A 13,861-nucleotide genomic window follows, 5' to 3' on the forward strand; every position below is an offset into this window, starting at 1 on the left:
CATGGGGCCGCGTGAAGGGGCCGGTCTAGCCTGGGCGCTGCGAAAGTGCCGCGTACTCGAGAAGGAGCGGCGACCTCCCACCACCGTGCCCAGAACGGATCACTTCACCTCATGTCCATCGTCATGCCGATCCTGATCGGCCTGGTAGCCGTCTCCCTCATTTCCCTGATCCCGGAGCCGCACCGGCGTCCCGTCAACGCCGTGGTGGTCGCGGGCGCCGGAGCCGCCTATCTCGGCGGCGGCGGGCTCGGCTACTGGGAGTTCGTGCTGCCGGTCGTCATGTGCTACGTCGCCTACCGGGGGCTGGAGAGCTGGACGTTCATCGGCATCGGCTGGCTGCTCCACACGGCCTGGGACGTACTGCACCATCTGCAGGGCAGCCCTCTCCTGCCCTTCGCCGAGGACTCCTCCTTCGGCTGCGCGATCTGCGATCCGGTGATAGCGCTGTGGTGCTTCGCGGGCGGCCCCTCGGTCTTCGGCTGGCTGCGCGCCCGCCTGACCCGCGGGCCGGCCGCGCGGTCGACGCCGGCCGCACGGGGATCATGACGGCGCCTGTACGCCGGGCGTGCGCGTCACCAGGCGCTCCGGACCGGCACCCGGACGGGAGGACCGGCGCCGGGGCAGGAACGCGGAGATGGTCATCCCGGCCACCCCGGCGGCCATCGAGATGATCAGCGCGTAGCGAAGGCCGTCCAGGGAGGGCAGCGTGGCGGCGCCCAGCTGCACGGTGTGCGCGGCCAGCACGGTGCTGATCACCGCGCTGGCCGTGGCGGTGCCGATGGAGCGCATCAGCGAGTTGAAGCCGTTGGCCGCGGCCGTCTCCGAGACGGGGACCGAGCTCATGATCGAGGCGGGCATCGCGGCGTAGCCGAGGCCTGCCCCGGCCGAGACGACGGTCGCGGCCAGCGCGACGTGCCAGACCTCCGTCATCACCGCCAGCGCGCCGGCGTAGCCCGCGACGGCGAGCAGGGCGCCGAGCATGAGGGTCACCTTGGGGCCGTAGGCGCCGGTGACGCGGGCCGAGACGGGCGAGAGCACGATCATCATGCCGCCGCCGACCGCCATGCACAGCCCGGCCTCGAACAGGGAGAGCCCGAGCCCGTAACCGGAGGCGGGCGAGGTCTGGAGCACCTGGGGGAAGACCAGCTGGGTGCCGAACATGGCGAATCCGAAGGCGATGGACGCCAGGTTGGTGAGCAGCACCTGCCGCCGGGTGGTCGTCCGCAGGTCGACCAGGGGGTTGGCGACCCGCAGCTCCACGAACGCCCAGACGGCGAAGATGACGGCCGCCGCGGCGAACAGCCCCAGGGTCAGCGGGCTCGTCCAGCCCCAGCCGCCGCCCTTGCTGATGGGCAGCAGGAAGCACACCAGACCGGCCGTCAGGCCCGCCACACCGGGGAAGTCGAAGCGTCCCCCCGCGCGCAGCGACGAGTCGGGGACGACTGTGAGGGTCAGGACCAGCCCCGTCGCGCCCATCGCCGCGGCCACCAGGAAGAGCATGTGCCAGCGGCGTACTGCGCGACGACGGCGCCCAGCGGGAGCCCGATCGCGCCGCCCGCGCCCAGCGTCGCGCTCATCAGGGCCATGGCCGAGCCCAGCCGCCCGGCCGGCAGCAGGTCACGCATGATGCTGATGCCGAGCGGGATCACTCCGACCGCGCAGCCCTGCAGCGTACGGCCGAGCACCACGAGGGGCAGCGCGCTGGTGAAGACGCAGATCGCCGATCCGATGACCATCAGGGCGAGGCTGATCACCATCATGCGGCGCTTGCCGTACATGTCTCCCAGACGCCCGCTCACCGGCGTGAACACCGCCGAGGACAGCAGCGTGGACGTGATGGCCCAGGACGCGTCCTCCGCCGAGGCCGACAGCAGCCGCGGCAGGTCGGGGATGATGGGCACCATCAGGGTGAACATCATCGACACGACCATGCCGCTGAAGGCCAGGGCGGCGGTGACGAGCCCGCTCGATCTGGTGGGGATGGGGGGAGGCGCCACCGGGCTCCGTTCGGTCGGGGACGGGACAGCACAAGGCTGTCAGAGACCCCGAAAGGGATACCCATCCCCCGCCCGCGACAGACCTCGGCCCGCTCACCCGTCCGTCCGGCCAGGAGGCCGCCTGGTCACGGTCGTTCGCGGTCGTTCTCGCGGCCCGTTCACGGTCGTTCGCGGTCGTTCTCGTCGCGCTGCGCGCGTGCGTGCCAGACCCACACGGTCAGCGCGGCGAACAGCAGGGCGAGGAACGGCGATCCGGCCAGCAGCAGGATCACCCCGAATCCCGAGCTGACGACGAGCATGGCGGTGTACGCCCGTCTGGACAGGTCCGGGGCCGCTGCCCCGCGTAGTCGGCGCGTGCCGGTGCCGAAGGACTTCGCGAAGTCGGGGTCGTCGACCCGCAGCCGGCGCTGGATCTCGCGCAACGCTTCACGTTCGTGGTCGTCGAGCACGACACACCTCCGGGGGCCCAGGTGCGATTCGTCACCCTTCTGGACGATTTCTATCGTAACACGATATAAACTGGAGTCTACGGGTACGTTTGCACAGGAGGTCGGCGGGGGCGATGGAGGACCAGGCAGCGGAGCGCACGCCCCTGACCAAGGAGGACTTCGAGGCGCTGGCCCGGTTCCGCTTCGGGATCCGCAGCTACCTGCGCTTCAGCGAGGAGGCGGTGCGCGCCGCCGGCCTCACGCCGCAGCAGTATCAGCTGCTCCTGGCCCTGAAGGGGTTCCCGGGACGCGACTGGGCCACCGTGCGGGAGCTCGCCGACCGGCTGATGCTGCGCCACCACAGCGTGGTCGAGCTGGTCAGCCGCGCGCAGGGGCAGGGTCTCGTACGCCGGGGCGCCCATCCCAGCGACGGCAGGGCGGTGCGGGTGATGCTGACCCGCGAAGGCGAACGGGTCCTGGGGCGTCTGAGCGCGCTGCACCGCGACGAGCTGCGGCGCATGGACACCGCCCTCCTCCCCCCGACCTGGCACGGAGCTTCTCCCGCCGCCAAGGGGGACCCGTCCTCGTAGGAGTTCCACGGCACCGGCCACGCACGCACGCGGTTGAGGAAGGGATCATGGACACTGGGACCACGACGACCACGCCCACCACGCTGACCTCGGAGCACGCTCTCCTCCTGGCCCACATCACCGACCGCGCCCGTCGCGTCCTGCGGATCGCGTCGGAGAACCGGTGGCCCCGCAGTGAGCTGGCGGCGCTGGCCCGCTACCTGCGCGCCGAGCTCATCAGGCAGGTCACCGACGAGGAACGGCTGCTCTTCCCCGCCAACGAGGCCACCCCCGAGCTGTCGCGCCTGGCCCGCGACCACGCGCGGCTGCGCGCCTGTGTGGACACCATCGCCGTCGCGGCCCGAGGCGACGGCACCCGCTCACCCGCGCAGCTCGCCACCATCGTCCGCGACCTGCTCACCCAGCTCGAACGCCACTTCGCCATGGAGCAGGCGACCCTGGCCACGCCCGGCAGGCCGACGATCTCGACCGCCTCCCTCGGAGCCTGCCCGCACCGCTGGTTCACGCTCACCGAAGGCCCCGTCATCGACCTGGACGCGCTCCCGGCGGACCAGCTGCTCGACGCCGTCAGCGACCGGCTGCGCCGGCTGGCCCTGGGCGAACGGCTCGACCTGCACGCGCGCACCGACCCCGCCGCGCTCTGCGCCGCCCTGGCGGCCGGCGACCCGGACGTCGGCTTCGCCTACCTGGCCTGCGGGCCGATCCGGTGGCGGGTGCGCGTCACGCGCCGGCTCCGCAGGTGATCCGTACGCGCTCTCACTTCAGCGGGCTGATCCCCTGCACGGCCAGGTCGAGCGGCCGGCCCGCCTCGGTGAGCGTCACCGAGCAGGCGTTCACGTGCTATCCCCGCCTCGGCGTACGCGCAGGCGCGGGGGCGGCGGGGCGCGGGGCGGCGGAGAACCGCGGGCCGTCAGGGACGGCCCGCGGTCTCCCCCGTCAGGCGCAGGCGATGGAGCCGGTGAACTGGCAGGGGTCGCCGGGGGCCGTGTAGGCGACCCGGTCCACCTGGAAGGTGAGCGTCCTGCCCGGGTCCTCGAACGGACCCATGTGCTCGGTCAGCGTGTCGCTCCCCCACACGTTGAGGAACAGGTTGGCGTCGCGCTTGGGCAGCCGCGCGGCGTCCGTGATCGAATGGACCTTCGTGCCGTTGACGTAGTAGTCGATCCTGGTTTCGGACCACACCATGCCCACGTCGACGAACCCCTCGGGGATCGGCGCCAGCATCTCCCCCAGCGGCGTGCCGTCGTCCCAGGCGACGAGCTTGACCTTGCCGGGGTCGCGGCCCATGACCTTGATGTCGATGGCCTCGCCGGTGACGTAGGTGAACATCGCCGACATCAGACCTGACCCGGCGACCCCTTTCAGCCGGGCCTCGTAGGTGCCGTGTCCCAGCCGCCGGCGGGTCTGGATCTCGGCACAGGCGTACTGCCGGTCGCCGGCCGCCTTCTTGGCGAACGACAGGTTGAGCATGCCTCCGGAGGCGGACACCTGGTCGCCGGCCCAGGTGCAGTTCTGCTGGGCGCCGTTGTTCCAGCCGTCGGAGACGTACCAGCGGGAGGTGTCGAGGGTGTCGAAGCCGTCGACGAACGACGTGGTGACCGAGCAGGCGACGGAGCCGGTGAACTGGCACGGGTCACCGAGCCTGGTGTAGGCGATGTGGTCGTAGGACGCCTCGACGGGGTGGCCCGGGTAGGTGAAGGGGCCCATCCAGCCGGTCAGCGTGTCGCTGCCCCAGATCTGGGCGTACAGGATCTGCTCGTGGGTGGGCACCTGGCCGCCGGTCAGGGTCTTGACCAGCGTGCCGTTGACGAAGAAGCGCAGCCGGCCGGGCTCCCACACGTACGCGAAGTCGACGTAGGTCGAGGCCGAGTCGGCGGGCAGCGCGGCGGGGAAGCCGCCGGAGGAGGTGCCGTTGACCCACGAGTTCACCTCGACCTTGGTGGTGTCCTTGCCGAGCACCTCGAAGTCGATCTCGTCCCACGGCTGGTCGTGCACCGGGCCGATGTAGGAGAAGAAGGCGGAGTTCAGGCCGCTGCCCTTGCCCGCTTTCATCCTGGTCTCGAACGTGCCGTAGCCGAGCCGGGCCCGCGACTGCACCTCGGCGCAGGAGTAGTCGCGCGCCCCGTACGCCTTGTCGTCGAAGGTGATGGTGAGCGCTCCGCCCTCCACCCGTACGTTGTTCTTGTTGAACTGGCAGTTCTGGTGGTCGCCGTTGTTCCAGCCGTCGGAGACGTACCAGCGGCTGGTGTCGAGGGCGCCGTCGAAGCGGTCGATGAACGACGCGCCCCCGGCGGCGGCGGTGGCGGCGGTGGCGGGCTGGACGGGGATCAGGGCCAGCAGGCCGAGGATGAGGGCGGTCACGGTGGCGCTCAAGCGGGACATGGGCTCCTACTCTCGATGGGTACGGATCTCTTCCGGCCAGGCGAGCGTGATGCCGAGCGTGTCGCTCAGCAGGTGCTGGTAGTCCGACAGTTGCGCGGCGTCGGAGCGGACCTTGCGCGGCGGCAGGTCGCGGTCCAGGCAGAAGCCCGCGAGCGCGCCCACGGCCTCGCCGATGGCCCACTCGACGGGATGCAGCCGGTAGCAGCCGTTGGTGATGTGGGTGGTGCCGATGTTCTTGTTGGCGGGCAGCAGGTTGTCCACGCGTACGGGGACGAGCGCCCCGAGCGGGATCTGGAAGGGGTACGCCTCGATGTCGACGTAGGTGCGCCCCGCGGTGCTGGGATGCAGGTCGATGCGGTAGCGGCCGAGCCCCACGCTGTCGTGGAAGATTTCGCTGCCCGTGCCCTCCGGCCTGGCCTGCACGCCGACGTGCTGCTCCAGGACGGTGAACTCGGCGACGATGCGGCGCGACTCGCGGATGTAGGGGGTCTTGGCCAGCCCGTCGCGGGTGCCGGTCACGTCGGGCCGCAGCCGCAGGCCGGGGTAGCCGCCCTCGGTCTGCATCCAGTACAGGAACGACAACGACAGCTCCCGGCTGCCCGCCAGGGCGACGGCGGGGTCGGCGCCGAGCAGCGGGCTCTCCCAGTAGTCGATCTGCGGCCAGTTCACCATGGTCAGGTCGGGCAGGCCGGTGAACTGCTCGCCGGCCAGGACGCGGCGGAACTGCCACAGGTCGAAGTGCCCGGTCCCGTCGCCGAAAAGCCGCCACTCGCGCCGCTCCAGCGTGATCGGCACGACGTCCGTCCACGACAGCTGCGGCCCCGGCCAGAACGGCGCGACGGTGTCGCGCCAGTGCTCGTAGCCGGCGGGCCGGTCGATGACGTGCTCCTCGCCCGGCCGGTGCTCCAGCGCGAAGCACCACGAGATGGCCTGCTGGTCGAGGGGGTCGGCGGTGGAGGGGGCGTGCGGCTCGCCGGTCGTGTCGCGCCCCTCGGCCCCGACGACGTGTTCGACGTCCGCGAGCTCCAGCAGGTCGCCCAGCTCGGTGGCGTCGACCACGTACGGCGCCGCGACGGTCAGCTCCCCGCCCGTCTCCAGGTCGCGCAGCGTGACGGCGTCGATCCTGTCGCCGCTCGTCCACGCGGCGACGGGCTCGTGCCGGAGCAGCACGGTGATCAGGCCCGACGCCCGCCAGGGGGCGAGCATCTCGTCGAGTACGGCGACGGCCACGCGCGGCTCGTGGTTCATCCTGCTGACGATGCCGAGCCCGGGGTCCGTCAGCGGGCCGGCGCCCGGGCGCACCGGGTAGTTGCGCCGGTAGTAGTCGCGCACCCGGCGGCGCAGGTCGGCGTAGCCCGGCGGGGCGAACTCCCGCTCGATCCAGGGGTGCTCGTCCGGCGGCACGGCCTGGGCGGTCAGCTGGCCGCCCAGCCAGTCGGTGTGCTCGGTCACGATCACCTTGCGGCCGAGTTTCGCGGCCGTGAGCGCGGCCGCGACGCCTCCCAGGCCGCCGCCGACGACGAGCACGTCAGTTCGGAGTTCCGTCATTCCCCGTGGGCTCCTTCTTGTGTATGAGAGAGCAGCGTCTATAAGGGCAGGCGCCATCGCCGGGCCGCGGCGCGGCCCGGGTGAGCTGGTCGTCGGGGTCTAGGGCCGCTCTTCGCGGGCGGCGGCGATGGTCGTGCCGGGGACGATCGGGCAGGGGACGAGCAGGCTCTCGGGTGGCTGGTCGGGGTGGTCGAGCATGTCGATGACCCGGTCGACGGCGATGCGGCCGATCGCGACGCGCGGGATCTCCAGGGAGTCCCACTGGGCGGAGGTGCCCTCCCAGGTGGCTTCGAGCACGGCGACGGAGATGTCCTCGGGCACTCGTACGCCACGCTCCCTGAGCCCGCCCAGCAGCTGCTCGGCCAGCCGGACGCTCTCGGCGACCACCGCCGTCTCGCCGCCGCGGACGAGCTCGTCGATCCACTCGCCGGTCAGTCCGCTCTCGCCGCGGAAGCCGGGCGACCTGTCGGTCAGGCCGAGCCGCTCCACCGCCTCGCGGTAGCCGTCGCGCCGGTCGGCGTACGGCTCCATCTCCATGGGCTCGCGCAGGTAGGCGAAGCGGCGGTGGCCGTGTCCGGCCAGCTTGTCGACGATGCCGGTGGCGGCGCCGCGGTAGTCGGGGATCACGCACGGGATCTCCGCGCCGGGCACCTCCCTCCGGCCGATGTGCACGAACGGGTAGCCGTCGGCCCACAGCCTGGCCAGCTCCGCCCGGTCGGTGGAGACGCCCAGCAGCACGCTGCCGTCGGCCAGGTTGAGCCGGTTGGTGCCGTCGCGGTAGACCCTGCGCCGCCCGTCGCCCGCTCCCGTCGAGGTGAACATCACCAGGTCGAAGCCGGTCTGCTCGGCCCGCTCCTCGATGCCGAGCAGGAACTCGAAGTAGAAGTCGTCGCGGGCGTGCGGGAAGACCGCCTCGAAGGTGTGCACGCCGATCAGGCGGTTGCGCTTGTTGCGCAGGTTGCGGGCGGACGCGTTGGGGACGTACCCGAGCTCCTTGATCGCCGCGAGCACCCGCTGGCGGGTCTCCTCGGGGATGCGCGCGGAGTCCACGTCCCCGCTGATCACGCGGGACACGGCCGACTGGGACACCCCGGCCAGCCGGGCCACGTCGGACTGGCGCGGGGCCTGCCCGCGGCGCTTGGGCGTCATGGACCTTCCTCCTTGCCGTCACCGCAATCATCGGCGGCACCAGGGGCATCGGCGGGGCCGGCGGCTCGCAGGGCCGGCGCGGCCGCGTGGGTGGTGGACGCGAGATCGCCGGCCCGGCCCTTCTGGTGCAGCCAGCAGTGCGCCCAGTGCCCGCCGCCCAGGTCGGTGCGCGGCGGCGGGCTCTGCTCGCACTCGGGCATCGCGAACGGGCAGCGCGGGTGGAAGCGGCACCCGGCGGGCGGGTTCACCAGGCTCGGCGGCTCGCCCAGCTCGTCGGCCCCGTCGAACAGCGCGGCACGGTCGTCCTCGCCGCGGCCGGGGTCGGGCGAGGACTCGATGAGCAGCTTGGTGTACGGGTGGCGGGGCCGGGCGATCACGTCCTCCTTGGGCCCGCCCTCGATCATGCGCCCGGCGTACATGACGACGATGTCGTCGCAGAGGTAGCGGGCGCTCGCGATGTCGTGCGTGATGTAGAGCAGCGCCAGCCCGTCCTCGTCGCGCAGCCGGGCGAGCAGGTTGAGCATGTCGAGCCGGATCGACACGTCCAGCATCGAGATGGGCTCGTCGCCGAGCAGCACCTTCGGCCGTACGGCGAGCGCGCGGGCGATGACGACCCGCTGGCGCTGGCCGCCGGACAGCTCGTGGGGGAACTTGTCGACGAAGTCGCCCGCGGGGCTGAGGCTGACCCGTTCGAGCAAATCCAGCACCTGCCGCTCCAGCTCCCGCCGGTCGCGCGTGCGGTGGTGCAGGCGCAGGGCGCGTTCGAGGTTGTAGCGGACGCGGTGCAGCGGGTTGAGCGACCCGAACGGGTCCTGGAAGATCAGCTGCACGTCGCTGTGGTAGCCGCGGCGGCCGGTGCCGGCGCGGCCGTGCAGCAGCACCTCGCCGCTGGTGGGCGGATAGAAGCGGGCGAGCACGCGGGCCAGCGTGGTCTTGCCGCTGCCGCTCTCGCCCACCAGGGCCACGATCCGGCCGGGCAGCAGCGCCAGGGTGGCGTCCTCCACGGCTCGCACGACGCCGCGCCTGCCGACGGGGAAGTGCTTGGCGACGTCACGCGCCTCGAGCACGGGCTCGCTCATCACCGGTCACCTCCAGCAGGGTAGAGCAGGCAGGCGACCTCGTGCCCGGCGGCCGGGACGAGCTCGGGCAGGATGCGGTCGCAGCCGTCGAAGCGCTCGGGGCAGCGGGGGTGGAACGCGCACCCTGGCGGTGGCCTGCGCAGGTCGGGCGGGCTGCCGGGGATGCCGGACAGCGGCCGCAGCGGGGCGTGCAGCGGCGGGAACGAGTCACGCAGGCCCTGGGTGTACGGGTGTTTCGGGCCGGTGTAGAGGGCCCGCGCGGTGCCGATCTCCACGATGCGGCCCGCGTACATGATGGCGATCCGGTCGGCCACCTCCAGCAGCAGCGACAGGTCGTGGGTGACGAAAACGACGGCGAAGCCCAGCTCGTCGCGCAGGCGCAGCACCTGGGAGAGGATCTGGCGCTGCATGACCACGTCCACGGCGGTGGTCGGCTCGTCCATGACGACCAGGTCGGGCCGGCAGGCCAGGGCGAGGGCGATGGCCGCGCGCTGCCGCATGCCGCCGGAGAGCTGGTGGGGGTAGCCGCGCACCCGGTCGGCCGAGATGCCGACCATGGCCAGCAGTTCGGCGGCCCGCTGCCAGGCCTCCTTCTTGCTCATCCGCCGGTCGTGAGCGCGCAGCGCGTCGGCGAACTGGGCGCCGAGCCGCAGCACGGGGTTGAGGGCGTCCATGGCGCTCTGCAGGACGATGGACAGGCTCGTCCAGCGCAGGTCCCGCAGGGCCTTGTCGTCCAGCGTCACGAGGTCGACGGGCGGGCCGCCGTCGCGGCCGTGGTAGAGGATGCGGCCCGCGGTGGTCACGGCGGGCGGGCGCTGGAGCCGGGTCAGCGCGGTGATCAGGGTGGACTTGCCCGACCCCGACTCTCCGGCCACGCCCAGGATCTCGCCGCGGCGCAGCGTGAACGACACGTCCACGCACGCCCGCACCTCCCCGGCGTACTCGACGCTGAGCCCGTCCACCCGCAGCACCGCGCGGTGGGCGGCCGGGGTGGCCGGCGCGTGTTCCTGTGTCTGGGAGGTCATGCCGCCTCGCTCCTCGCGATCCGTCGCCGGCGGGTCCTGACGACCCGGAGTTTGGGGTTGGCCACCTCGTCCACGCCGAAGTTGACCAGGGCCGCCGCCGTGCCGATGAGCGCGATGCACAACCCCGGCGGCACGAACCACCACCACAGCCCGCGCAGCACCGCGCTCTGCTGCTGCGCCGCCTGGATCATGGTGCCCCAGCTGATCGCCGCTGAGTCGGAGATCCCGAGAAAGGCCAGCCCGGCCTCGGCCAGCACCGCGCCGATCAGCGCGTGCAGGAACATCGAGGCGATCAGCCCGGTCAGGTGCGGCAGCACCTCGAAGAAGACGAGCCGGCGGTTGCTCTCGCCGAGCAGCCGCATGGCGCGTACGAAGTCGCGTCCCGCCACGCTCATGGCCTGGGCGCGCAGCGTGCGGGCGCCGCCCGCCCAGCCGAACAGCCCGATGATGAGCGCGATCGTCCACAGGCCCGTGCCCTGCAGGTAGCCGGCCACGACGAAGATGAGCGGCAGCACCGGCATGACGAGGAAGAGGTTCGTCAGGAAGTTCAGCACGCCGTCCACGCCGCCGCCGAAGTAGCCGGCGGTCACGCCGACCAGCACCGCCAGCGCCGTGCCGATCGCGGCGGCCAGGAACCCCACGAACATCGAGCCGCTCGCCCCCGCGATCACCTGGGCCAGCACGTCCTGCCCGAACTGGGTGGTGCCGAGCAGGTGCTCGCCCGACGGCGGCTGGGCGATGGCCTGAATGTCGTTGGCCCTGGGATCGAGGCCCAGCACGGTCTCGCTGAACCAGCCGCCGAAGATCGCGACGAGCGCGAAGAAGGCGATGATCGCCGAGCCTGCGCGTACCTTCATGCGCGCTCCCTGATGCGCGGGTCGAGCAGCGCGTACACCGAGTCGGCCGCCAGGTTGGCCAGCAGCACGGTGAGCGTGAGGAGGAAGAAGACGCCCTGCATCACCGGGTAGTCGCGCTGCTGCAGCGAGATGAAGAGCAGGTAGCCGATGCCGGGGTAGCTGAAGACGATCTCGGTCAGCAGCGCGCCGCCGACGACGCCGCCGAGCGCGAGGGCGAAGCCGGTGAAGTTCGGCAGCATGGCGTTGCGGGCGGCGTACCGGAGCATGACCCTCCGCGGCGACAGGCCCTTGGCCAGGGCGAGCAGCACGTAGTCCTCGCGGACCGTGGTGACGGTCATGTTGCGCATGCCGAGCAGCCAGCCGCCGAACGCCGAGAACACGATCGTGGCGGCGGGCAGGGCGCCGTAGTGCAGGACGCTCAGCACGAACGGCGCGTTGAGACCGACGGGCAGGTCCGGGTCGTAGCCGCCGGCGAGGGGGAACCAGCCGAGCAGGAACCCGAACGCCCACAACGCCAGCAGCGCCACCCAGAAGTACGGCACCGACGACACGAACGTGGTCAGCGGGCTGACGATCGAGTCGAACCGGCCGCCGGCCCGCCACCCGGCGATCACGCCGAGCCCGGTGCCGACCAGGAACGCCACCACGGTGGTGCTGCCGACCAGCAGCAGCGTCCACGGCAGGCCCTGCCAGACCAGGTCGCTGACCGGGGTCGGGAAGTTCCTGATCGACACGCCCAGGTCGAGCCGGGCGAGCTGGCCCAGATAGTCCAGGTATTGGGCGCCGAGGTTGGCGCTCGGGTCGCCGAACAGGCGCTGGATGGACTCCAGCGTGCGCGGCGGCAGCGACTGGCCGCTGACCCGCTCCAGCTCCTCGATGATCGCCAGCGACGGGTCTCCGGGCATGAGGCGCGGGATGAGGAAGTTGAGGGTGACGGCCGACCACACGGCGGCGGCGTAGAAGCCGAGCCGTCTGGCCAGGAAGCGCCTGCCTGTCATGGGGCGGCACGCTTGAGGTTCATCAGCGTCATCGTGGTGTCGGGGCCCAGGCCGGGGAACGGGATGTAGGTGAACTTGTCGGGGGTGGGCCAGCCGGTCCACCGCCCGGCGTTGATCGCCACGAACCAGTACGAGTTGTAGATCGGGCTGAAGGGCACCTGGTCGACGACGATCGTCTGCATCTCCTGGGCGTACCGCTTGAGCTCGCCGGTGTCGGCGGTTCCCATCAGCTTGGCGAGCACGGCGTCGGTCCTCGCGTCGCGCCAGCGGCCCTGGTTGGTGGCGGCCTTCTTGCCGACGGGCTTGGCGGCGCGGCCGGCCAGCATGCTGTAGACGCCGCTCACGCCGGCGCCGCCGGTGGCGAGGATCGTCAGGTCGAACTTGCCGAGCTGCTGGCTCTCGTACAGGTTGGCGCCGGGGGCTCCGGCGGGTTTGACCTGCAGTCCGAGCGCCGACTTCCAGCTGTTGATCATGATGTCGGCGTAGGGGGCCCAGCCGAAGTCCTGGTTGAAGGAGAGGGTGGGCGCGTACGACTTGCCGTCCTTGACCAGCTTGCCGTCGGTGACCGTCCAGCCGCCTTCCGCCAGCTCGCGCTTGGCGCCCCCGGCGTCGACCTGCTGCACCTTGCCGCGGTACTCCGGCTTGATCCAGTCCCGGTAGACGAGGTCGACGAGGCCGGTGGGGCCCGCCTCGGTGCCGGGCCGGTTGAGCGTGGTGACGATGTCGCCGCGCGGGATCGTCATCGCCAGCGCGCGGCGCACGTGCACGTCGTCGAAAGGCGGCTCGGCGGTGTTGTAGAGCATCGAGTACGCGCCGCCGGTGGCGTACAGCTGGTAGAGGTGCTTCTGCGGGTCCTTGGCGACGTATTCCTGCTCGGCGCCGGGCCATGACTGGATCGCCCAGTCGACCTCGCCGCGCAGCAGTTGCGCCTTCACCGCGTCCTGGTTGGTCGGGATGATCTTCAGGTGTTTCATGGGGAACGTGCCGCCCCAGTAGTCGTCGCGGGCGCGCAGCGTGATCTGCTGGGCGGCGAACGACTCCAGGACGAACGGGCCGGTGCCCACGGGGTCGGGGTTCGTCCAGGTGTTGAGGTCCTGCTTCTCCCAGATCTTCTTCGGCACCATCGGCAACGACGACGAGGCGAACTGGTTGATCTCGCTGAACCCGGGCTTGCCGAACGTGACCGCGACCGTGGACTCGTCCACCTTCTCCACGGCCGTGTACGTGGTGCCGCCCAGGTTGAAGTCCGGGTTCTCCAGGGGCAGGCTCAGGGAGAACACGACGTCGTCGGCGGTCAGCGGCGCGCCGTCGGAGAACGTCACGCCCTGGCGCACCTTGATCGTGAGCCGGGTGCCCTTCTCGTTGAACTCGAGGCTCTCGGCCAGCCACGGCTTGACCGTGCCGCCGTCGCTGTAGTCGATGCGGGCCAGCGGCTCGTAGATCATCTCCGCGTTCGGGGTCTTCTGCGTCGCGGGCCCGACGACGTTGTAGTTGCGGATGTACGTCGTGCCGGCGTCGGTCTTGCCGAAGACGATGGTGTCCGCGCGGGCGCCGCCGGCCGACCGGTTCTGGACACCCGCCGTGCACGCGGTGACGAGCACCATCACGACGGCGACCAGGAGTCCTCTTGTTCGCATGTGTGTCTCCAGGGGGTGCGCATACGTATGCGCAAGCCAGCCCGGACGGGGAAGGACCGGTTGCTTCTACGTATGAACAGGGACGGTATGGACGTTACGGCCAGGCGTCAAGGGTGTGACCGGAACTTTTCGTCCCCCTTGACGGGCGAGCGTTCTGTGCTTAGCGTCCCG

At 71.4% G+C, this 13,861-nt stretch carries 14 protein-coding genes; 3 read left to right on the forward strand and 11 right to left on the reverse strand.

What is annotated here, in order from left to right; translation table 11 throughout:
- The first annotated feature begins 111 nt into the window (after nucleotides 1-111).
- Nucleotides 112-546: a DUF6010 family protein gene (locus E1292_RS20265; RefSeq protein ID WP_132596801.1), complete on the forward strand. Its 435-nt coding sequence runs from the start codon at nucleotides 112-114 to the stop codon at nucleotides 544-546.
- Here E1292_RS20265 and E1292_RS20270 read toward each other — a convergent pair.
- The 3 genes from E1292_RS20270 to E1292_RS20275 form a co-directional block, all read right to left on the reverse strand.
- A complete protein-coding gene (locus tag E1292_RS20270) occupies nucleotides 541-1,500 on the reverse strand; it encodes an MFS transporter (protein ID WP_246090220.1) in 960 nt (319 codons plus the stop codon). The two genes, E1292_RS20265 and E1292_RS20270, sit on opposite strands and share 6 nt — an antisense overlap.
- Nucleotides 1,452-1,997, reverse strand: coding sequence for an MFS transporter (locus tag E1292_RS53850; RefSeq protein WP_246090221.1), 546 nt, complete (start codon nucleotides 1,995-1,997; stop codon nucleotides 1,452-1,454). The genes E1292_RS20270 and E1292_RS53850 overlap by 49 nt, the downstream gene beginning before the upstream one ends.
- Nucleotides 1,998-2,155: 158 nt before the next feature.
- Complete coding sequence (locus tag E1292_RS20275) at nucleotides 2,156-2,446, reverse strand: DUF3040 domain-containing protein (protein WP_165974644.1); 291 nt, start codon at nucleotides 2,444-2,446, stop codon at nucleotides 2,156-2,158.
- Nucleotides 2,447-2,559: 113 nt separating this feature from the next.
- Between E1292_RS20275 and E1292_RS20280 the strand changes: the two genes are divergently transcribed.
- Both E1292_RS20280 and E1292_RS20285 read left to right on the forward strand, forming a co-directional pair.
- The gene (locus E1292_RS20280; protein WP_132596803.1) at nucleotides 2,560-3,015 is read left to right on the forward strand and encodes a MarR family winged helix-turn-helix transcriptional regulator; all 456 of its coding nucleotides are present in this window, start codon (nucleotides 2,560-2,562) and stop codon (nucleotides 3,013-3,015) included.
- A gap of 47 nt (nucleotides 3,016-3,062) precedes the next feature.
- Nucleotides 3,063-3,758: a hemerythrin domain-containing protein gene (locus E1292_RS20285; RefSeq protein ID WP_132596804.1), complete on the forward strand. Its 696-nt coding sequence runs from the start codon at nucleotides 3,063-3,065 to the stop codon at nucleotides 3,756-3,758.
- A gap of 193 nt (nucleotides 3,759-3,951) precedes the next feature.
- Here E1292_RS20285 and E1292_RS20290 read toward each other — a convergent pair whose 3' ends face one another.
- The 8 genes from E1292_RS20290 to E1292_RS20325 form a co-directional block, all read right to left on the reverse strand.
- Complete coding sequence (locus E1292_RS20290) at nucleotides 3,952-5,397, reverse strand: family 16 glycosylhydrolase (protein WP_132596805.1); 1,446 nt, start codon at nucleotides 5,395-5,397, stop codon at nucleotides 3,952-3,954.
- A 6-nt stretch (nucleotides 5,398-5,403) separates the two neighbouring features.
- A complete protein-coding gene (locus E1292_RS20295; protein WP_132596806.1) occupies nucleotides 5,404-6,945 on the reverse strand; it encodes an FAD-dependent oxidoreductase in 1,542 nt (513 codons plus the stop codon).
- A gap of 99 nt (nucleotides 6,946-7,044) precedes the next feature.
- Nucleotides 7,045-8,094 (reverse strand): LacI family DNA-binding transcriptional regulator, encoded by a 1,050-nt coding sequence (locus tag E1292_RS20300; protein WP_132596807.1) that lies wholly within the window; start codon nucleotides 8,092-8,094, stop codon nucleotides 7,045-7,047.
- Nucleotides 8,091-9,173, reverse strand: a complete 1,083-nt coding sequence (locus E1292_RS20305) for an ABC transporter ATP-binding protein (protein ID WP_132596808.1) — start codon at nucleotides 9,171-9,173, stop codon at nucleotides 8,091-8,093. Before E1292_RS20305 ends, E1292_RS20300 begins: the two co-directional genes overlap by 4 nt.
- Entirely contained in the window at nucleotides 9,173-10,198 is a 1,026-nt protein-coding gene (locus E1292_RS20310; protein ID WP_132596809.1) for an ABC transporter ATP-binding protein, read from the reverse strand. The genes E1292_RS20305 and E1292_RS20310 overlap by 1 nt, the downstream gene beginning before the upstream one ends.
- Entirely contained in the window at nucleotides 10,195-11,055 is an 861-nt protein-coding gene (locus E1292_RS20315; RefSeq protein WP_132596810.1) for an ABC transporter permease, read from the reverse strand. Before E1292_RS20315 ends, E1292_RS20310 begins: the two co-directional genes overlap by 4 nt.
- Nucleotides 11,052-12,053, reverse strand: coding sequence for an ABC transporter permease (locus E1292_RS20320; RefSeq protein WP_132596811.1), 1,002 nt, complete (start codon nucleotides 12,051-12,053; stop codon nucleotides 11,052-11,054). The genes E1292_RS20315 and E1292_RS20320 overlap by 4 nt, the downstream gene beginning before the upstream one ends.
- The gene (locus E1292_RS20325; protein WP_220446957.1) at nucleotides 12,050-13,690 is read right to left on the reverse strand and encodes an ABC transporter substrate-binding protein; all 1,641 of its coding nucleotides are present in this window, start codon (nucleotides 13,688-13,690) and stop codon (nucleotides 12,050-12,052) included. Before E1292_RS20325 ends, E1292_RS20320 begins: the two co-directional genes overlap by 4 nt.
- Nucleotides 13,691-13,861: the final 171 nt, after the last annotated feature.

It is taken from the genome of Nonomuraea deserti, from assembly GCF_004348685.1.
GTDB lineage: Bacteria > Actinomycetota > Actinomycetes > Streptosporangiales > Streptosporangiaceae > Nonomuraea > Nonomuraea deserti.